The sequence below is a fragment of the Streptomyces omiyaensis genome, assembly GCF_014650895.1.
Taxonomy (GTDB): Bacteria; Actinomycetota; Actinomycetes; order Streptomycetales; family Streptomycetaceae; genus Streptomyces; species Streptomyces omiyaensis.
This window is the reverse complement of sequence record NZ_BMVV01000005.1, coordinates 163,923-182,138: the sequence shown is the minus strand read 5'-3', so window position 1 is coordinate 182,138 and position 18,216 is coordinate 163,923. Positions and strand designations below refer to the sequence as shown.

General features: G+C 71.6%; 18 protein-coding genes. 3 read left to right on the top strand and 15 right to left on the bottom strand.

The features are described 5' to 3' along the window. Window positions 1-45: 45 nt before the first annotated feature. Window positions 46-1,215: an L-rhamnose isomerase gene (gene rhaI, locus IE287_RS10970; protein WP_189848770.1), complete on the bottom strand. Its 1,170-nt coding sequence runs from the start codon at window positions 1,213-1,215 to the stop codon at window positions 46-48. Between the two features lie 190 nt (window positions 1,216-1,405). Between rhaI and IE287_RS10965 the strand changes: the two genes are divergently transcribed. Next, window positions 1,406-2,422, top strand: a complete 1,017-nt coding sequence (locus IE287_RS10965) for a LacI family DNA-binding transcriptional regulator (RefSeq protein WP_189848769.1) — start codon at window positions 1,406-1,408, stop codon at window positions 2,420-2,422. Window positions 2,423-2,424: 2 nt separating this feature from the next. Here IE287_RS10965 and IE287_RS10960 read toward each other — a convergent pair whose 3' ends face one another. From IE287_RS10960 to IE287_RS10895, 14 genes are all read right to left on the bottom strand, one after another. Continuing rightward, window positions 2,425-2,904, bottom strand: coding sequence for a MarR family winged helix-turn-helix transcriptional regulator (locus IE287_RS10960; RefSeq protein WP_189848768.1), 480 nt, complete (start codon window positions 2,902-2,904; stop codon window positions 2,425-2,427). Between the two features lie 70 nt (window positions 2,905-2,974). Beyond that, window positions 2,975-3,838, bottom strand: coding sequence for a fumarylacetoacetate hydrolase family protein (locus tag IE287_RS10955; protein ID WP_189848767.1), 864 nt, complete (start codon window positions 3,836-3,838; stop codon window positions 2,975-2,977). Window positions 3,839-3,877: 39 nt separating this feature from the next. After that, window positions 3,878-4,915 (bottom strand): cupin domain-containing protein, encoded by a 1,038-nt coding sequence (locus tag IE287_RS10950; RefSeq protein ID WP_189848766.1) that lies wholly within the window; start codon window positions 4,913-4,915, stop codon window positions 3,878-3,880. 22 nt (window positions 4,916-4,937) lie between these two features. Further along, window positions 4,938-6,152, bottom strand: a complete 1,215-nt coding sequence (locus IE287_RS10945) for an FAD-dependent monooxygenase (RefSeq protein ID WP_229883400.1) — start codon at window positions 6,150-6,152, stop codon at window positions 4,938-4,940. 148 nt (window positions 6,153-6,300) lie between these two features. Then, on the bottom strand, window positions 6,301-6,951 hold the full coding sequence (locus IE287_RS10940; protein ID WP_189848764.1) for a CoA transferase subunit B: 651 nt from the start codon (window positions 6,949-6,951) through the stop codon (window positions 6,301-6,303). Next, window positions 6,951-7,706, bottom strand: coding sequence for a CoA transferase subunit A (locus tag IE287_RS10935; RefSeq protein ID WP_189848763.1), 756 nt, complete (start codon window positions 7,704-7,706; stop codon window positions 6,951-6,953). The genes IE287_RS10940 and IE287_RS10935 overlap by 1 nt, the downstream gene beginning before the upstream one ends. Before the next feature lie 16 nt (window positions 7,707-7,722). After that, entirely contained in the window at window positions 7,723-8,502 is a 780-nt protein-coding gene (locus IE287_RS10930) for an SDR family NAD(P)-dependent oxidoreductase (protein ID WP_189848762.1), read from the bottom strand. Further along, on the bottom strand, window positions 8,499-9,245 hold the full coding sequence (locus IE287_RS10925) for an SDR family NAD(P)-dependent oxidoreductase (RefSeq protein WP_189848761.1): 747 nt from the start codon (window positions 9,243-9,245) through the stop codon (window positions 8,499-8,501). Before IE287_RS10925 ends, IE287_RS10930 begins: the two co-directional genes overlap by 4 nt. Beyond that, window positions 9,242-10,213, bottom strand: coding sequence for a fumarylacetoacetate hydrolase family protein (locus IE287_RS10920; protein WP_189848760.1), 972 nt, complete (start codon window positions 10,211-10,213; stop codon window positions 9,242-9,244). The genes IE287_RS10925 and IE287_RS10920 overlap by 4 nt, the downstream gene beginning before the upstream one ends. 206 nt (window positions 10,214-10,419) lie before the next feature. Next, on the bottom strand, window positions 10,420-11,361 hold the full coding sequence (locus IE287_RS10915) for a VOC family protein (RefSeq protein WP_189848759.1): 942 nt from the start codon (window positions 11,359-11,361) through the stop codon (window positions 10,420-10,422). An 11-nt stretch (window positions 11,362-11,372) separates the two neighbouring features. Continuing rightward, on the bottom strand, window positions 11,373-12,377 hold the full coding sequence (locus tag IE287_RS10910; RefSeq protein ID WP_189848758.1) for an amidohydrolase family protein: 1,005 nt from the start codon (window positions 12,375-12,377) through the stop codon (window positions 11,373-11,375). Beyond that, on the bottom strand, window positions 12,374-13,504 hold the full coding sequence (locus tag IE287_RS10905) for an FAD-dependent oxidoreductase (protein WP_189848757.1): 1,131 nt from the start codon (window positions 13,502-13,504) through the stop codon (window positions 12,374-12,376). The genes IE287_RS10910 and IE287_RS10905 overlap by 4 nt, the downstream gene beginning before the upstream one ends. 38 nt (window positions 13,505-13,542) lie before the next feature. Continuing rightward, window positions 13,543-14,499: a cyclase family protein gene (locus tag IE287_RS10900; protein WP_189848756.1), complete on the bottom strand. Its 957-nt coding sequence runs from the start codon at window positions 14,497-14,499 to the stop codon at window positions 13,543-13,545. Beyond that, complete coding sequence (locus IE287_RS10895; protein ID WP_189848755.1) at window positions 14,496-15,494, bottom strand: fumarylacetoacetate hydrolase family protein; 999 nt, start codon at window positions 15,492-15,494, stop codon at window positions 14,496-14,498. Before IE287_RS10895 ends, IE287_RS10900 begins: the two co-directional genes overlap by 4 nt. A 127-nt stretch (window positions 15,495-15,621) precedes the next feature. Between IE287_RS10895 and IE287_RS10890 the strand changes: the two genes are divergently transcribed. Both IE287_RS10890 and IE287_RS10885 read left to right on the top strand, forming a co-directional pair. Then, window positions 15,622-16,530, top strand: coding sequence for a LysR family transcriptional regulator (locus IE287_RS10890; protein ID WP_189848754.1), 909 nt, complete (start codon window positions 15,622-15,624; stop codon window positions 16,528-16,530). A gap of 230 nt (window positions 16,531-16,760) precedes the next feature. Next, window positions 16,761-17,984, top strand: coding sequence for an MFS transporter (locus IE287_RS10885; RefSeq protein WP_373307830.1), 1,224 nt, complete (start codon window positions 16,761-16,763; stop codon window positions 17,982-17,984). Window positions 17,985-18,216 lie beyond the last annotated feature (232 nt).

Below are 18,216 nucleotides of genomic sequence, written 5' to 3'. Positions count from 1 at the left end.
GCGAGAGCCGTTCGGATCGGCGGGCCTGCGGGAGGAGCAGAGCTGTCAGGCGCCCCAGCCGGCCTGCTCGCCGCCGACGCGCTCGGAGGCGATCCGCTCCTGCCACCCGGACGCCGCGTACGCGGCGACCGGGTCGGGGTGCAGGCCCTGCTCCTCGCGGACTTCGCGCAGCAGGGGGCGGACGTCCGTGTTGTACGCGTCCATGAGCACCGCGTTGGCGGCGAGGACGTCACCGGCGGCCTGTGCGGCGGTGAGCGCGTCGCGGTCGACGAGGAGAGCCTTGGCGGTGGCTTCCTGGACGTTCATCACCGAACGGATGACGGCCGGGATCTTCGCCTCGATGTTGTGGCACTGGTCGAGCATGAAGGCCACGTTCGTCTCGGTCCGCAGCCCACCGTTCTTGGCGACCTCGTGCATGATCCGGAACAGCTGGAAGGGATCGGCGGAGCCGACCATCAGGTCGTCGTCCGCGTAGAAGCGCGAGTTGAAGTCGAAGCCGCCGAGCCGTCCCTCCCGCAGCAGCAGGGCGACGATGAACTCGATGTTGGTGCCCGGCGCGTGGTGCCCGGTGTCGACCACGACCTGTGCCTTCGGGCCGAGCTTGAGGCAGTGGGCGTAGGCGGTGCCCCAGTCCGGGACGTCGGTGGTGTAGAAGGCGGGCTCGAAGAACTTGTACTCCAGCAGGATCCGCTGGTCCTCGCCGAGCCGCGCGTACACCTCGGCGAGGGACTCGGCGAGCCGCTCCTGGCGGCCGGCGATGTCGTCCTGGCCCGGGTAGTTGGTGCCGTCGGCGAACCACAGTTTCAGGTCCGTGGAGCCGGTGGCGTCCATGATGTCGACGCATTCCAGGAGGTGGCCGACGGCCTTGCGGCGGACCTTCGGGTCCGGGTGGCAGACGCTGCCCAGGCGGTAGTCGTCGTCCTGGAAGGTGTTGGAGTTGATCGCGCCCAGCTCCAGGCCGCGCTCCTTCGCGTACGCCGCGAGGGCGGCGTAGTCCTCGACCCGGTCCCACGGGATGTGCAGGGACACCTTCGGCGCGACACCGGTGAACTCGTGAACCTTCGACGCGTCGTCGAGCTTCTCCCACGGGGTCCTCGGGACGCCGGACTGCGCGAACACCTTGAAGCGGGTGCCGGAGTTCCCGTAGCCCCAGGAGGGAGTCTCGATGCGCTGGGCCTTGAGCGCGGCCTTCACGGCGTCCCGTACGACAGTCATTGGGCAACCTCGGAACCAGGGCCGCGCGATACGCGACGGCGGTATGAATCGTTTCACTCACACCGAAACACGGAATCGATCGCTGGTCAAGGAGCTGCGATCGAAATGCTATGAAACGATTCACTCAGGTGACGTGAGGTCGCCCTAGGATGTCGGGCATACGGATTTCGATGCGAACGGATGGTCGGCAGTGGTGGGCATCAAGGACGTGGCGCGCCAGGCGGGCGTGTCCGTGGGGACGGTCTCCAACGTCCTGAACAGGCCCGAACGCGTCTCCCACGAGATCCGGGCCCGTGTCCACGCGGCGATCGACCTGCTGGGGTACGTCCGGAGCGAGTCGGCGCGGCAGCTCCGCGCGGGCCACAGCCGCATGCTGGGGCTGTTGGTCATGGACACCGGCAACCCCTTCTTCGCCGTCCTCGCCCAAGGAACCGAACAGGTGGCCGCCGAGGCGGGCCTGGGCGTGATGGTGTGCAACAGTGCCGAGAGCGCCGCGGCCGAGCAGGGCTATCTGTCGCTCTTCGTCGAGCAGCGTCTTCGCGGTGTCCTGTTCGCGCCGGTCGCCTCTGACGGTGAACCGTGGCAAGCGCTGCGGCGCGCGAACATCCCCTTCGTCGTCGTCGACCGAGCGGTCGACACGCGGACCGCCTGTTCAGTGGCTGCTGACGACGTCCTGGGAGGCGGTCTGGCGGGCAGGCATCTGCTCGCCGCCGGCCATCGACGCATCGCTTATGTGCACGGCCCCGGCCATCTGCAGCAGGTCCGGGACCGGCGTGAGGGGCTTGCCCGCGCGGTGGAGGAGGCGGGGCTGGGCACCGACGCGATCGTCGACATCCCTGCCGAAAGGCTGGACGTCAGCGCCGGCCGGGACGCCGGAGCGCGACTCCTCGGCCTCTCACCCCGGCCCACGGCTGTTTTCTGCGCGAACGACCTCTTGGCCCTCGGCGTCATGCAGACGACCTTCGACGCGGGCGTGCGTGTCCCGGACGACCTCGCCGTCGTCGGCTACGACGACATCGAGTTCGCGGAGGCGAGCCTCATCCCGCTGACCTCGGTGCGCCATCCGGCCGCGGAGATCGGCCGCCTGGCAGCCGGGCTCCTGCTGCGGGAGATCGAGCCGCCGGACCCGGAGCGCGGCCATCAGCACACCGGCATCGTGCTCCGGCCGGAGCTCGTCGTCCGCAGGTCGAGCACTCCGCAGCCCTGATGTCAGACCCCGCTCGCCCTCTCCCCGGCGGGTCGGGCGGGGTCGCCGGTCCGCAGGGGACCGTGCTGGGCGAGGCGGGAAAGGATGCGCATCACCTCGTCCCGCTCCTCGTACGGGAAGGTGGCGAGCAGTTCACCGTTGATCCTTTCCGCGGCCGGAGCGAGGGCGGAGTGCAGTCGCCTTCCCTCGTCCGTCAGGGCCAGCAGGGTCCGCCGTCGGTCCGCCGGGTCCTGCGTGCGGCTGAGGTGGTTCCGGTCGCTCAGCCTGCGCACGATGTGGTGGGCCGTGGACCTGTCCAGCGATGTCAGCTGCGCGACGGTGCTCTGGTCGATTCCCTCCCTGTCCCGCACGGCGTTGAGCACGGCGAACTGTTGCGAGGTCACGGTCTCGGAGACGAACCTGCTCCAGAGCGACGTGTGGACCTGCTCGGCGCGCCGGATCAGGTGACCGGCGTAGCGGTCCAGGTCGAGGGCTTCGGTCACGGTGGCCTTCCGCTCGTGAAGTCGTGCGGGCCGGCACCGGTCGCGCCGGCTCCGGCCCGCGAGGAGGGGATCAGCCGCGGCGGTGCCCGGGGCGGGACGCGTACGGGGTGGCCCGGGACCCGTCCACCCCGACTTCGAGCCGGCCGATCTTCTCGATCTCGACGACGACGCGGTCCCCGTCGCTGAGCGGCCCGACTCCGGCCGGGGTGCCCGTCGCGATCACGTCGCCGGGGTACAGGGTCATCACCGAGGAGGCGTAGGCGACCAGTTCGCGCACGCCGAAGATGAGGTACGCGGTGTTGGTGCTCTGCCGGGTCTCGCCGGCCACGTCGCAGCGCAGGTCCAGCCGGTCGGGGTCGGCGATCTCGTCGGCGGTGACGATCCAGGGGCCGAGGGGGGTGAAGGTGTCGAAGGACTTGCGGGTGGAGCGGTCCTCGCCGGAGCGGACGGTGATGTCCAGCAGGCAGGTGTAGCCGAAGACGTGGTCGAGGGCTTCGTCGGCGCTGACGTGCGACGCGGTCCGGCCGATGACGACGGCCAGTTCGCCTTCCTGGTCGGTGCGGACGTCGGAGTAGGGCAGGACGACGTCCTGGTCCGGGCCGATCACGGAGGAGTTGGCCTTCAGGAAGACGCCCAGGTCGGCGATGGACGTGGGGTAGTCCATCTCGGCCTTGTGGTCGAGGTAGTTGACCGGAGCACCGATGATCTTGCCGGGGCGGGGCAGCGGGGCCTCCAGCGACACGTCGGCGAGCGCCACGCGGCGCCCGACGGCCGGGTCGAGTACGGGAGCGGAGGCGTCGGACAGCGCCTCGATGTACTGCTGGAGCACGCCGGCCGGACCGGCGGAGGAGCGGGTGACCTGCTCGGTCACGTCGGTGATGGTGTCGCCGTCGACGATGCCGAGACGTCCCTTGTCGAACAGGGCCAGGCGCATCGTGGCCTCCTTGGTGGTGTGGGAGAAGTGGGGGAGTGATCAGGCGCCGGGGTCGGCGGTCTCGCTGCGGTAGAGGCCCAGGGACCGCATCACGGGCTCGTCGCCGTACGAGAACAGGACCGCGTCGGCGGACTTCGAGGTGTTCAGGTGCCGGTAGGAGGCCCAGCCGGGGACGGCGAAGGTGTCGTTCTCCGCCCAGTCCAGGCGCTTGCCGTCGACGACGGTGGCGCCTTCGCCGCGGACCACGCTGAAGATGGTGGAAGCGGTGTGGCGGCGGCCCGCGCCCTGGAAGCCCGGTCGCAGCCGCTGGATCCGGCAGCCGATGGTGGGCATGACGGGGCCGCCGGTCCAGGGGTTGGTGTACTCCAGGACGATGCCGTCGACGTCGCTGCCTTCGGCGGTGTCCGCGATGGCCTCCAGGGCCCGGCTGGTCTCGGCCCAGGTGTAGCGGGTGACCGGTGAGTTCGGCCCGGCGGGCGTGATCCAAGTGGGAGTCAGGCGACCGTGGAGGAACTGCCGGCTGCCGGCGTCGTCGGGACGGGTCACCGGCTGGAGCCGCTGCGGGTACTTCTCGTAGAAGCCCGCCTCCAGCGCGTTGACCAGGGGGTAGTCCAGGGCGTCGAGCCAGATCATCGGCGCGTCGCCCTCGTGGGTGTGGTCGTGCCAGTGCCAGCCCGGGGTGAGCAGCAGGTCGCCGGGGGACATGAAGACGCGCTCGCCGTTGACGGTGGTCCAGGCCCCGTCGCCCTCCAGGATGAAGCGGAAGGCGTTGGAGGTGTGCCGGTGGGCCTGGGCGGTCTCGCCGGGCAGGATGATCTGCAGGCCCGCGTACAGGGTGTTGACCGTGGCGGGCGGGTCGGTGAGCCCGGGGTTGACCAGCATGAGGACCCGGCGTTCGGCCTCCTCCAGCGACAGGGTCCGCGAGAAGTGCAGCAGGTGCGGCCGCAGCTCCTTCCAGCTCCACCGGTAGGGGACGGCCCTGCTGCGGGGCTGGGCGGGGAACAGGTTGCCGTAGAACCGCCACAGCGGTGCGGCGCCGAGCTCGTCGAGGGCCTTGTAGGCGGGGTCGTCGGTCATGGTGTCTCCTCGCGGTGGTGGCTCACGGGGTGGGCGCGGGCTGCAGGTCGCCGGCGGAGGTCCACACCCAGGCGATGTCGTCGAAGTCCTCGGGGGTGCGGTCGGACAAGAGCTGGTTGCGCAGGAAGGCGCCCATGCCGTCCAGGTGGCAGATCTCGCCGAACCGTCGCGCGTTCGTCTGGATCGACGCGGCCCGCCCGGTTCGCAGGGCGGCGTACGACGCGAACGCCTCCTCCGGACGGCCGTGATCGCGCAGAGCGCGGCCGAGGGCCACCGCGTCCTCCAGCGCCTGACAGGCGCCCTGGGCCAGGTACTGCAGCATCGGGTGCGCGGCGTCCCCCAGCAGCACGATGCGGTCGTGCACCCAGTCCGTGATCGGGAGCCGGTCGAACAGCGGCCAGCGCCGGTCCCTGGCGACCAGGGGCAGGGCGTCGCGCACGGCGTCGCAGGAACCGGCGAACCGCTCCTCCAGCTCGGCCTCGGTGCCCCAGTCGTCGGAGTCGGGGTCGTAGTGGTCGCTCTCGAAGACGGCGACCTGGTTGTAGAGCTCGCCGCGGCGCACCGGGTACTGCACGAGGTGCATGCGCGGTCCGGCCCAGACGATGACCGACTCCGTCGTGGCGTGCTGCGCCATCGCCCCGGTCATGCTGGTGACGGGCAGGGCGCCGCGGTACGCGACGTACTTCGAGCAGACGGGGGCGCCGTCGTTCACGAGGATCTGCCGGAGCCGTGAGTGCAGGCCGTCGGCGGCCACCACGGCGTCCGCCGCGAGCCGTTCGGGCGTCTCGGCGAAGTGCAGGCGCACCTCGGCCGGCGTCTGGGCCACGTCGGTGACGGTGCGTCCGGTGAGCAGGGTGATCGACGGGTGCTCCTCGCAGGCGGCGAGGAGGGCGCCGTGGAGGTCGGTGCGGTGGGTGACGAGGTAGGGGTGCTTGAAGCGGCTGCGGTAGGCGTCGCCACGCAGGTCGAGGGCGGTGACCTGCTTGCCGGTGAGCGCGTCCATCATGACGAGCCGGGGCGGGGCGACGGCGGAGCGCCGCACGGCGTCGAGGACGCCGAGCTCCTCCAGCGCCAGCGAGGCGTTCGGAGCCAGCTGGAGGCCGGCCCCGATCTCGCTGAACCGGGCGGCGCGCTCCACCACGGTCACGCGGTGACCGGAGCGGGCGACGGCGAGGGCGGCGGCCAGACCGCCGATGCCGCCGCCGACGACGGCGATGTGCAGGGGCGAGGGCGTCACGGGTAGGTGCCTCCTTGAAGGACGGGGGTCGATCTGCCTCCCGACCCGGTGGATCTTCTGCGTCGGGATCATTGGTGTACGGACCATCGGGGCAGCAGCGGGGAACTCCTGCGGGTCCGTGCGCGGGCCCGCAGGGGTGGAAGGACGGTCAGCAGGCGGCGGCGGTGCTGTCGACGTGCACGAAGGCGCCGGTGCGGGCGCGGATGTCCTCGACGGTGACGTCGGGTGCGGTCTCCACCAGAGCGAGGCCGCGGGTTGTGACATCGAGGACGCCGAGGTCGGTGATGATCCGGTCGACGCAACCGCGGCCGGTGAGGGGGAGGGCGCACTCGTCGACGATCTTCGGGCTGCCGTCCTTGGCGGTGTGCTCCGTCAGCACGATGACCCGGCGCGCGCCATGGACGAGGTCCATGGCGCCGCCCATGCCCTTGACCATCTTGCCGGGGATCATCCAGTTCGCCAGGTCGCCGGCCGCCGAGACCTGCATGGCGCCCAGGACGGCGGTGTCGATGTGCCCGCCGCGGATCATCCCGAACGACAGCGCCGAGTCGAAGAACGATGCCCCGGGCAGGACGGTGACGGTTTCCTTGCCGGCGTTGATGAGGTCGGGGTCGACCTCGTCCTCGGACGGGTAGGGGCCGGTGCCGAGGATGCCGTTCTCGGAGTGCAGCACCACGTGCACGCCGGCCGGCACGTACGCGGGGATGAGGGTCGGCAGGCCGATGCCGAGGTTCACGTACGAGCCGTCGGTCAGCTCGGCGGCGGCCCGGGCGGCCATCTGGTTGCGGTTCCAGGACATCAGGCGCGCACCGTCCTCTTCTCGATCTGCTTGTCGGCCGCCTGGGCGGGGGTGAGGGGTACGACGCGCTGGACGAAGACGCCGGGGAGGTGGACCTGGTCGGGGTCGAGGGCGCCGGGCTCGACGAGTTCCTCGACCTCGGCGATCGTGGTCCGACCGGCCATCGCGGCGAGCGGGTTGAAGTTGGCGGCGGCGCGGCGGAAGACGAGGTTGCCGTGCCGGTCGCCGCGCCAGGCGCGGACGAGGGCGAAGTCGGTGGTGATGCCGCGCTCCAGGACGTGGGGCCGGCCGTCGTACTCCCGGGTCTCCTTGGCGGGGGAGGGGAGGGCGACCGTGCCGTCGGCGGCGTAGCGCCAGGGCAGGCCGCCGTCGGCGACCTGGGTGCCGACTCCAGCCGGGGTGTAGAAGGCGGGGATTCCGCAGCCGCCGGCGCGCAGGCGCTCGGCGAGGGTGCCCTGCGGGACGAGTTCGACCTCCAGCTCTCCGCTGAGGTATTGGCGGGCGAACTCCTTGTTCTCGCCGACGTAGGAGCCGGTGACCCGGCTGATGCGCCCGGCGGCGAGCAGGATGCCGAGACCGCGGTCGTCGACGCCACAGTTGTTGGAGACGACCTGGAGGCCTGTCACGCCCAGGGCGTGCAGGGCACGGATCAGGGTCTCGGGGATGCCGTTGAGACCGAACCCGCCGACGGCGAGCGAGGCGCCGTCGGGGACGTCGGCGACGGCGTCGGCGGGTTTCCGGACGACCTTGTCCACGGTTCCGGGTGTCCTTTCAGGTGAGGGGGCCCGGCAGCACGGCGGACCAGCCGCCGTCGGCGACGAGATGGGCGCCGGAGACGTAGGAGGCTTCCTCGGAGGCGAGGAAGGCCGCGACCCGGGCGATGTCCTGAGGGGTTCCGAGGCGGCCGAGGGGGATGTGCCGGGCGGCGTGGCGCAGGGGATGGGTCTCCGCGAGAAGGTTGTCGCGTGCGCCCTCGGTGTCGATCAGGCCCGGGCTGATGCAGTTGGCGCGGATGCCGTGCGCCGAACCCTCGGCGGCCAGCTGGCGCGTCAGGGCGATCACCCCTCCCTTCGCGGCGGAGTGCGCGGTGCGGTGGTTGGACAGCGAGGCCCTGATTCCGGCCGTCGAACCGATGGTGACGACGCATCCGCGGCTGCGGGTCAGATGGGGCCACGCGGCGCGGGCGGTGAGCCACACCGAGTCCAGTTCGGAGCGCACGGTGGTCGTGTAGTCGGCATAGGGCTGCTCGGTCAGGGATCCGAACCGCACCGAGCCGGCGTGGGTGAGGACGATGTCGACGCCGCCGAACGCCTCGGCCGCTTCCGCCACCCAGGTCTCGACGGAATCGGGCCGGGTGACGTCCAAGGGCCCCGGTGTGAGGGCGGTGCCGCCCTCACGGCCGATCTGCCGCTGCGTCTCCAGCGCCTCGTCGTGCAGGAGGTCTCCGCCGACGACCAGGGCGCCCTCGGCGGCGAAGTGGAGCGCCGCGGCCTTCCCCAGCCCGCGGGCGGTGCCCGAGATCAGGGCGACCTTGCCCTCCAGCCGCTTCATCGGCCTGCTCCGTCGAGCAGGGCGTCGGACACCGACTTCACCCCGCCGTGCGAGGTGAGGCCGCCGTCGACCGGTATCTCCGCGCCGGTGATGAACGACGAGTCGTCGCACAGGAGGAAGACCACCAGGGGGGTCACCTCGTCGACCGTGCCCACACGGCCGAGCGGCGTCTCGCGGATGTTCGACTCGCGGAAGGCCGGTGCGGCGGAGGCCGTCATCTCGGTCTCGATGAATCCGGGGTGGATCGTGTTCACCCGGATTCCCCGCGGGCCCAGTTCCAGGGCTGCCGTCTTCGAAAGCCCGCGCAGGGCCCACTTGCTCGTCGTGTACGCCACCGGGTAGTGGGCGGTCAGCGCGGCGGACGAGCCGACGTTCACGACGGACGAGCCCGGCGGCATCAGCGGGGCGAGGTGCTGGATGCCCAGGAGCGGGCCGTTCACGTTGACGGCGTGCACACAGCTCATGTCCTCGGCGGTGACCTCGTCCAGCCGGGCCCGCCAGGTGATGCCGGCGTTGTTGACCAGGCCGTGGACGGCCCCGTAGGCGTCCCGCAGATGGTCGGCCAGGTCGGCCCAGTCGTCGGCCAGGGTGACGTCGAGCCGGCGGACGCCCTCCCCGCTGTTCACGTCCGTGGCGACGACCGTGGCACCCTCGCGCTCCAGGGCTGCCGCCTCGGCCGCGCCCTGGCCGCGGGCGGCGCCCGTGACGACGACGACCTTGCCCGCCAGGCGCCCGCCGTTCACGGCCGCTCCCGGTTACGGCGCCGGCCCTTGGGCAGCGCGACCGGCTCGGTGCCCGGGACCACGCGGGTGGTGAGGGAGCCGATGGCCTCCACGGTCAGGGTGACGGTGTCGCCGGGCTTGAGCGGCGGCGGGGCCTGCCGGCCGTTGCGGCCCCAGAGCTCGGCGAGGCACCCGCCGTTGCCGCAGGTCCCGGAGCCGAGGACATCGCCGGAGGCGATCCGGGTGCCGCGCGAGGCGTAGGAGGTCATCTCCTCGAACGTCCAGCTCATGTTGGACAGCAGGTCGCTGCCGACCTTCTCGCCGTTGACCTCGGCCGTCAGGGCCAGCCGCAGGAAGCCGTCGGCATCGCGGTAGGGCTCCAGCTCGTCCGCCGTCACCAGGTAGGGGCCGAGGGTGGTGGCGGTGTCCTTGCCCTTGCAGGGGCCGAGTCCGACCTTCATCTCGGCGGACTGCAGGTCCCGCGCCGACCAGTCGTTGAAGACCGTGTACCCGACGATGTGCTCCCGTGCCTGCTCCGGGGTGAGATCACGGCCCTCGCGGCCGATGACGGCCGCCACCTCCAGCTCGAAGTCGAGCACGGACGACCCGGGGGGCATGGGGACGTCGTCATGGGGGCCGAAGACGGCGTGGGGGTTGGTGAAGTAGTAGGTGGGTGCCTCGTACCACTGGGCGGGCACACCGGATTCGCCGCTGACGGAGCGGCGCACGCCTTCGACGTGCTCCTCGAAGGTGACGAAGTCCCTGATCGAGGAGGGCTGGAGCGGCGAGAGCAGCCGGACTTCGGAGACGTGCGGTCCGGGCGGAACGTCCAGGGCCGCGGCTCCGGCGGAGAGGAGGCCCGGCAGGCCGTCGGTGTCGCGGATCAGGTCCGTGAGCGAGGTGACTCCGGGCAGCGGGAACAGGGTGCCGTCGTCCTCGACGACGGCGACGCGGTTCCGGTGCCGGTATGCGTAAGCGGCGAAGCGCATGGTGCGGCTCCCAGGTGGAGAAACGGGGGACACGGGACCGGGCCGTCCGGGACGGAGGGAAGGCCCGTTGCCGGCCTTCTTCGGGCGGCCCGGTCCCGTGGACCGGAGCCGGGAACGCGGCGGTGGCAGTCAGGGCGGACAGGGTCCGCCGCGTTCCCGGGGATCGGGCGGCCGGAGGCCGGGCCGGCCGGACGCCGGCTGTCGGACTAGACCGGCGGGGCGAGGAAGCAGCCGCGGTCGGGGTCGTTGAACGACTCCTTCGCGACGAGCTCGTTCATCGCGTTGGCGGTGCCCCACTGGTCGGTGACCTCGGGCTGGGAGAAGTCGTAGACGTGGGGGTGCCAGGTGTCCTCGTCGAGGTTCTCCAGCTCGGTGGTGTACTCGACGGTGTTGCCGTGCGGGTCGAGGAAGTAGGTGAAGGTGTTGTCGCCGGCCATGTGCCGGCCCGGCCCCCAGATCTTCGTGTGGCCGGCCCGCAGGACCCGGCCCGAACCGCGCATGTACTCGTCGATGCCGCGCATCTCGAAGGAGATGTGGTGCAGGGAGGTGTGCGGGCCCTTCGCCAGTGCCATGGAGTGGTGCTGGGAGCTGATCCGCATGAAGTGCATGACCTCGCCCATGTGGGGCGAGCTGAGCGTGTCGGACAGCCGGAAGCCGAGGTGCCGCTCGTACCAGGCGCGGGTGCGCTCCAGGTCGGGGGAGTTGAGCACGACGTGCGACAGCTTGACCGGGATCGCCTCCTTCTCCTCGATCTTGCGGTGCCGGCGGACCGCGACGTCGGCGGAGACCTCGATGGTGCGGCCGTCGATGTCGAAGAACCGGAAGCCGTAGCCGCCGCCGGGGGTGTCGACCGTGCCGGGCCGCGAGACCAGCTGCACGCCGCCGGCCAGGAGTTGTTCGGCGAGGGTGTCCACGTCGGCCGGGGCCGCGGCGCCGTAGGACACCAGGTCGAGACGCTTCTCGTCGGCCTTGCGCAGCCGGACGACGTACTGCTCGGGGCTGCCCTCGGCGGCGAGGAAGGAGATGCCGGAGTCCTCCGCGACCTTGGTCAGCCCCCACACCCCGGCGTAGAAGTCGAGCTGCTTGTCGTAGTCGGGCACGGCGAGGTCGACGTGTCGCAGGTGGGTGAGCAGGCGGTTGTTCGTCATGGGGTGCCTCCTCAGGCGGGGGAGAGGTCGAGCAGGGCGGCGGCGTTGCCGCCGCGGACGGCGTGGAAGTCGGTCTCGGACAGGTCCGCCGCGCGCAGCGCGCCGACGGGGTCGTCGGATCCCATGTCGAAGGGGAAGTCCGAGCCGAGCACCACCCGGTCCGCGCCGGCCGCTTCCACCAGGGCCCGCAGCACCTTCGGGTCGTGCACGAGCGAGTCGAAGTACAGGCGCCGCAGGTAGCTGCTGGGGAGCTCGGCGCATCCGGCCGACGCGTCGGTCCTGGCCCGCCAGGCGTGGTCGCTGCGCCCGATGTGGGTGGGCAGGTAGCCGCCTCCGTGAGCCGCGACGATCCGCAGCCCGGGGTGCCGGTCGAGGACGCCGGAGAAGATCAGGTGAGAGAGGGCGACGGCGTTCTCGGTCGGCTGGCCCACGGTGTTGGACAGGTACCACTGGCTGATGCGCTCGTCGAGGGTGCAGCCGAAGGGGTGCAGGAAAATGACGGCCCCGGTCTCCTCGGTGCGCGCCCACAGCGGCTCGTAGGCCGGGTCGGACAGCTCCCGGCCGGGGGCGTGGCTGGAGATCTCCACTCCGGCCAGCCCCTGCTCCAGAGCGTGGTCCAGGGCGGGAACGAGGAGTTCGGGGTGCTGGAGCGGGGCCAGCCCCAGGCCCTTCAGCCGGGCGGGTGCCGCCGCGCAGTGCGCGGCGGTCGCCTCGTTGGCCAGGCGGTAGACCTTCTCCGCTGTGTCCGCGTCCGCCCAGTAGTGGTAGTGCGACGGCGAAGGGCTCACGAGCTGCACGTCGACGCCCTGGGCGTCCATCCGCGCGAGCCGGACGGCGGGATCGGTCAGGGCCGGGATGCGGTCGCGGACCATGGGCCCGCTGACGGCGAGCGCGTCGGGCCCGTTGCGACGGGCGTCGAGCGCCTTGGCCTCGGCGTGTCCGGGAAGGCCCGCGACGAGCGCCTCGATCTGCGGCAGCAGGACGTGGGCGTGGACGTCCACGGTCGGGGTGGTCACGGGAGCTCCCTGAGCATGGTCATGGTGCGGGCCATCAGCCCGGGGACATCGGCGTCGCGGACGCCGTCGAGCTGCCACTGGCCGATCTGGACCGAGCCCTCCACGACCGGGCGGACCCGTGCGATCCGGCGTTCGTAGTAGGCCTGGAGCAGTTCGTCGTCCCAGGTGTCCGAGGCGATCAGCATCTGGGCCAGGACCCAGGAGTCCTCCAGGGACAGGGCCGCTCCCTGCGCCATCGTGGGCGGACAGCAGTGGGCGGCGTCCCCGACGAGCACGACCCGGCCGCGGTGCCAGGCTCCCTCGACGAGCAGCCGGTCGAACCACGTGTAGTTGACCTTCGACGGGTCGGTGATCGTCGCGGTGATCTCCGGCCAGGCGCCTCCGTAGGCCGAGGCGAGACGGACCATCTCCCGGGCGTAGGACTCGGGGGGTATGGAGGAGCGGTCGCGGTTCTTCTCGACGACGTACGCGTACAGCGTGGTGTCGCTGGTGGGGCAGTAGCCGGCGATGAACGCGGGCCCACCGTAGGCGAGGTCGGTGTGCTGGACCCCGGCGGGCCGGGGGGCGGCGACGCGCCAGATGGCCATGCCGGTCGGTTCGGGCTTGTCGGTGATCCCGATCTGGGCCCGCGTGGCGGAGCCCAGACCGTCGGCGGCGATCACCAGGTCGTAGCGGTGCTCGCTGCCGTCACCGAACAGGACCGAGACACCGGTGGCGTCCTGGTCCTGGATCGTGGCGGTCGTGCCCAGGCGGACGGTCGCGCCGCTGGCGCGGACGGCGTCGATCAGGATCTGCTGGAGCCGCGGCCGCTGCATGCCGACGGTGGCGGGCAGGTCGTCGCCGCCGGTGCGCAGGTCGCGCTGGACGTGCAGGACGGTGCCGTCGGGCGCGGTGATGCCGACCGATCCGAAGGGGAAGCCGGAGGCCTTCACCTCGTCCCAGACGCCGAGTTCGCGCAGGACGCGCAGCGCGTTGCCCTGGAGGGTGATGCCGGAGCCGGCGGTGGCGTTCCAGTCGTCCTTCGCCTCGACGAGGTCGACGTCGATCCCGGCGCGGCGCAGCAGGATCGTGGCGGCGTTGCCGGCCGCTCCGCCTCCGACGACCAGGACCTTGCGGGGTGTGCTCATGGGGAACTCCCTTGTTCCTCGGGCTGTGGGCCCCGGGACTACTTGACGGCGACGGGGTTGACGGGGGACCCGACGGCGCCGGTGATGGGCAGGGGGGCCGCGGTGAGCCAGAACGCGTACACGCCGTCGGCCGCGCAGTCCTCGGCGAGGGCCTCGAAGTCCCACATCTCGCCGATCAACAGGCCGATGTGCGGGATGGCGACCTGGTGCAGGGGCTGGAAGGCGTGGTCGAACTCGTTGGGCCGCACCTCGAAGCCCCAGGTGTCGGTCGCGATCGCGGCGATCTCGCTGCCGTGCAGCCAGGACGCGGTGGTGAACGACAGACCGGGGGCGGCGCCGCCGGCGTAGTCGCCCCAGCCATTCCGGCGGACCCGGGCGAGCTGCCCGGTCCGTACGAGGACGATGTCGCCGCGCCCGACCGCGACGCCGTGGGCCTCGGCGGCGGCCGTCAGGTGTTCTTCGGTGATCGCGAACCCGTCCGGCAGCTCGCCGTCCTCGCCCGCGACGCGGCCGACGTCGAGGAGCACGGCACGGCCGGCGACGTGCGGGGCCATGTGCTCGATGCCGGTGACCTGGTCGCCGTCGGAGGTGACGACCTGTTCCGCGGGCCGCCCGTTCCACGCCTTGCCGTGGTCGAAGATGTGGCCGAGCCCGTCCCACTGCGTGGAGCACTGCAGCGGCATCGCGATCACGTCGTCGGCGCCGCCGATGCCGTGGGGGAGTCCCTGGTTGCCCAGGGCCGCGTCGGTTCCGGTGTCCAGCATGGTGTGGACGGGGTTGGTCCGGCGCCGCCAGCCCTTCTGCGGGCCGTCGATGTCGAAGCGCTGCGAGAGCGAGAAGCTGACGCCGCGCCTGACGAGCGCCGCACCTTCGCGGCGCTTGGCCTCGTCCAGGAAGTTCACGGTGCCCAGCCGGTCGTCCTGCCCCCAGCGGCCCCAGTTGGAGCATTCCTTGGCGGCCTGGGCGATCGCGCCCTCGGGATCGGTACGGTTCACGACTCCTCCGCGAGGCAGCGGGTGCGCTGAGCACCGAGACCGGTGATGGACGCGTCCATGACGTCGCCGTCGCGCAGCAGCCGGCCCCAGTGCATGCCGTTGCCCGCGGGGGAACCGGTGAGCACGAGGTCGCCGGGCAGAAGCCGCGCCGTCTGGGAGGCGTAGGCCACCATGCGCGCGACGTCGAAGATCATGTCCTTGGTGGACTCGTCCTGCATGACCTCGCCGTTCAGCTTCAAGGTCAGCTGCAGGTCGCCGGTGTCGCCGATGGACTCGGCCGGCACGATCCACGGCCCCAGCGGGGTGAACCCGGGGGCGTTCTTGCTGCGCAGCCAGTCCGTGCCGATCTGCGGCATGTCCCTGCGGAACACCGTCGCCCGGTCGGTCAGGTCGTTGGCGATCGTGTAGCCCGCGACGTACTCCAGCGCCTCCTCGACGGAGACCTGATGGGCGGGCCGGCCGATCACCGCGACCAGCTCCAGCTCCCAGTCCGGCTTCGCCGCCCAGGCCGGCAGCGTGACGTCGTCGTAGGGGCCGGTGACCGAACTGGGCAGCCCGATGAACACGTAGGGCAGGTCCTCCGCGGCACGGCGGTCCATGATCTCGGCCGCCTCGGCGCGCCGCTCCTCCTCGGGGCGGTCGTCGTCCGGAGCCCGATGAGCGACATGCAGGTCGATGACGTGCTGGCGGTAGTTCGCGCCGGACTGGAAGATCTGCCGCGGCTCGACGGGCGCGAGCACACGGAGTTCCTCCAGCGGGCGCCGTACGGGCTCGGAGCTGGAGGCCAGCTCGCGCAGCTGCGGGAGAACGGCCGACCAGCGCTCCAGCAGACCCCGCATCGTCAGCGCCGGGTCGGACAGAGCCGTCCGCAGGTCCAGGACCTGCCCCTCGCGGTCGATGAGACCAGGGAAAGCCGGACCGCTCGCGGCCGAGAAAGTACCGAGAGCGAAAGGCCCGGAGAAAAGCTCAGAAGCGGATTCAGGTTTCACCGACATGTCCTCCTGATTGCGATGGGACTAATCTGGACCCGCCCCAAGCAATCAGGGAAATCGATTATGTGGATGCTCGCCATTTGCCTGGCGAATAGTTCCTGACCGGCTCACACCCAACGGAGGCAATCCCGTGAATCTCGCCCGCCTCGACCTCAACCTCGTCGTCGCCCTCCGTGCCCTTCTCGAAGAACGCAACGTCACGAAAGCAGGACAGCGCGTCGGCCTCAGCCAGCCGGCCATGAGCGCCGCCCTGGGCCGGCTGCGCCGCCACTTCGGCGACGAGCTCCTGTCCAGAGTGGGCAGTCAGTACGAACTGACCGCCCTCGGCCAGGTCCTCCTGGACCGCACCGCCACCGCTTACGACGTCCTCGAACGGCTCTTCACCAGCCAGGCCGCCTTCGACCCGGCGACCGAAACCCGCGAGTTCCGCCTCGTCGCCTCCGACTACGCCGTCGACGTCTTCGGCGTGGAACTCGCCCGCGTCATCCACGACGAAGCCCCGGGCATCCGCCTGCGCTTCACCCGCACCCCCCTCACCGTCGTCGATGACACCGCCAGCCTCCTCAGCGCCACCGACGGCCTCCTGATGCCCCACGGCGTCATCAGCGACTTCCCCGCCACCGACCTCTACGACGACCGGTGGGTCTTCGTCGTCGCCGACGACCACCCCAGCATCGAGGACCGCCTCACCCGGCAGGACCTCGCCCGGCTCCCCTGGGTGACCTACCAGCGCACCTACGACGCCCCCGCCGTGCGCCAGCTCGGGATGCTCGGCATCGAACCCCGCGTCGAGGTCTCCGTCGACAGCTTCCACGCCCTGCCCGCCCTCGTCGCCGGCACCCGCCGCATCGCCCTCGTCCAAGCGCGCCTCGCCCGCCTCATGGCCCCCCTGGCCCCTGTCCGGCTCCTCGAACCCCCCTACGAAGCCGTCCCCCTGCGCGAGGCCCTGTGGTGGCACCCGGTCCACACCCACGACGCCGCCCACATCTGGCTCAGGGAGACCGCGGCCCGCGTCGGCCGGCGCATCGCCGACACCTGAACCGCCCCAGCACCGGCGAAACACCCCCCATGACACCCAAACCCCTGCTCAGCCCCTATCCACCCGGTGGATCCGACCCATCGCGAACCTGGATGACCAGGGGGGTGGGCACCACGCTCACCGGCACGCATAGTCGAGGGCACCTCCGCCCCCGGTCCCGGCACCGCTCCCTACACACCTGCCGCCACCGACCGGGCGCCTCCACCTCCCTCGCGCTCTGGAGTGCCGTCGTGCCCGCACCCCTCGCACCGCCGTCCCCCGACCACATCGGCGCCCCCGCCGGGCGCCTCCCCGCCGCCGTCCTCATGACCGGCAGCTGCCTGCCCGTCCTCGGCGCAGTCCTCCTCGCCCCCGTCCTGCCCCGCATGCAGGACCACTTCGCCGACGTGCCCGGCAGCGCGGCCCTCGTCCCCGTCGTCCTGACGATCCCCGCGCTCGCCCTCGCCCTCCTCGCCCCCTTCGCCGGCATGATCGTCGACAGGCTCGGCCGCAAGCGACTCCTCGTCGCCGCCACAGCCCTCTACGCGGTCTTCGGCACCGCGCCGCTCTGGCTCGACTCCCTCCACGCCATCCTGATCAGCCGCGTCCTCGTCGGCGTCACCGAAGCGGCCATCATGACCGCCTGCACCACCCTCATCGGCGACTACTACGACGGCCGACTCCGCGACCGGTACCTCGCCCTGCAGACCATGTGCGCCTCCGCCTCCGCCACCCTCTTCTTCGTCCTCGGCGGAGCCCTCGGAGCCGCGAACTGGCGCGCCCCCTTCTGGCTCTACGCCGTCGGCCTGCTCATCGCCCCCGTCATGGCCCGGGTCCTGCCCACCCCCGCTCCGCCGGCACAGGACGACAAGACGCGGGCGCGGACCGCCCCCCGCTCCTTCCCCGTACGCCGCATGGCGGGCATCTGTCTCCTCACCGTCTTCGGAGCCGTCGTCTTCTACACCGTCCCCGTCGAGATGGCCTACCTCCTCGACGACCTGGGTACCGACTCCACCGGCACCATCGGCGCCGTCACCGCCGTCGCCAGTGCCGCCACCGTTCTCGGCTCGATCCTCTTCACCCGCCTCGCCCCGCACCGGCGGCCCCTGCCGGCGCTCCTCGCCCTGTGCGCACTCGGCTTCCTCCTGATGGGGCTCGCCGACGACCTGCCCCTGCTGATCACCGGCGCCGTCCTCAACTGCATCGGCACCGGCATGCTGCTCCCCTCGCTCGTGACCCGGGCGATGGACCGGCTCGACTTCGCCGACCGCGGCCGCGGCATGGGCCTGTGGACCGCGGCCTTCTTCCTCGGCGAGTTCCTCTGCCCCCTGGCCCTGCTGGCCGGCAAGGAAGCGGTCGGCAGCCTCGCCGCCGCCGTCGGCGTCCTCGGTGCGGCGACCGCCCTGCTCGCCGCCGCCCTGCTGCCCCGGGCCCGACGCCGAGCGCACTCGGTCGTACCGGTCGGCGACCCGTGATGACGCTGTCCTGCCGCGAAGCCGCACCCAGTTCGGAGCGCCGTACCGCGATACCGGGCGCCGGCACTTCGTGAGCGTGAACCTGATAGCCCGTCCGGGCCGTGTGCTCCGTGAGCAGACGGCCCGGACGCATGCCCGCTACGCCTGTCGGTTCCCGTCCCGGCAGCAGCGGCGCCGACGGAAACCCGGTGCCGGCCCGTCGCAGCGGCCGGGCCCCCTCGGCTCAGGTCCG

Coding starts and splice junctions, on each gene's coding strand:
- rhaI (WP_189848770.1), bottom strand. CDS start 1,215: ATGACTGTCGTACGGGACGCCGTGAAGGCCGCGCTCAAGGCCCAGCGC.
- IE287_RS10955 (WP_189848767.1), bottom strand. CDS start 3,838: ATGCGCCTGGCCCTGTTCGACAAGGGACGTCTCGGCATCGTCGACGGC.
- IE287_RS10950 (WP_189848766.1), bottom strand. CDS start 4,915: ATGACCGACGACCCCGCCTACAAGGCCCTCGACGAGCTCGGCGCCGCA.
- IE287_RS10940 (WP_189848764.1), bottom strand. CDS start 6,951: ATGTCCTGGAACCGCAACCAGATGGCCGCCCGGGCCGCCGCCGAGCTG.
- IE287_RS10930 (WP_189848762.1), bottom strand. CDS start 8,502: ATGAAGCGGCTGGAGGGCAAGGTCGCCCTGATCTCGGGCACCGCCCGC.
- IE287_RS10920 (WP_189848760.1), bottom strand. CDS start 10,213: ATGCGCTTCGCCGCTTACGCATACCGGCACCGGAACCGCGTCGCCGTC.
- IE287_RS10915 (WP_189848759.1), bottom strand. CDS start 11,361: ATGACGAACAACCGCCTGCTCACCCACCTGCGACACGTCGACCTCGCC.
- IE287_RS10905 (WP_189848757.1), bottom strand. CDS start 13,504: ATGAGCACACCCCGCAAGGTCCTGGTCGTCGGAGGCGGAGCGGCCGGC.
- IE287_RS10895 (WP_189848755.1), bottom strand. CDS start 15,494: ATGTCGGTGAAACCTGAATCCGCTTCTGAGCTTTTCTCCGGGCCTTTC.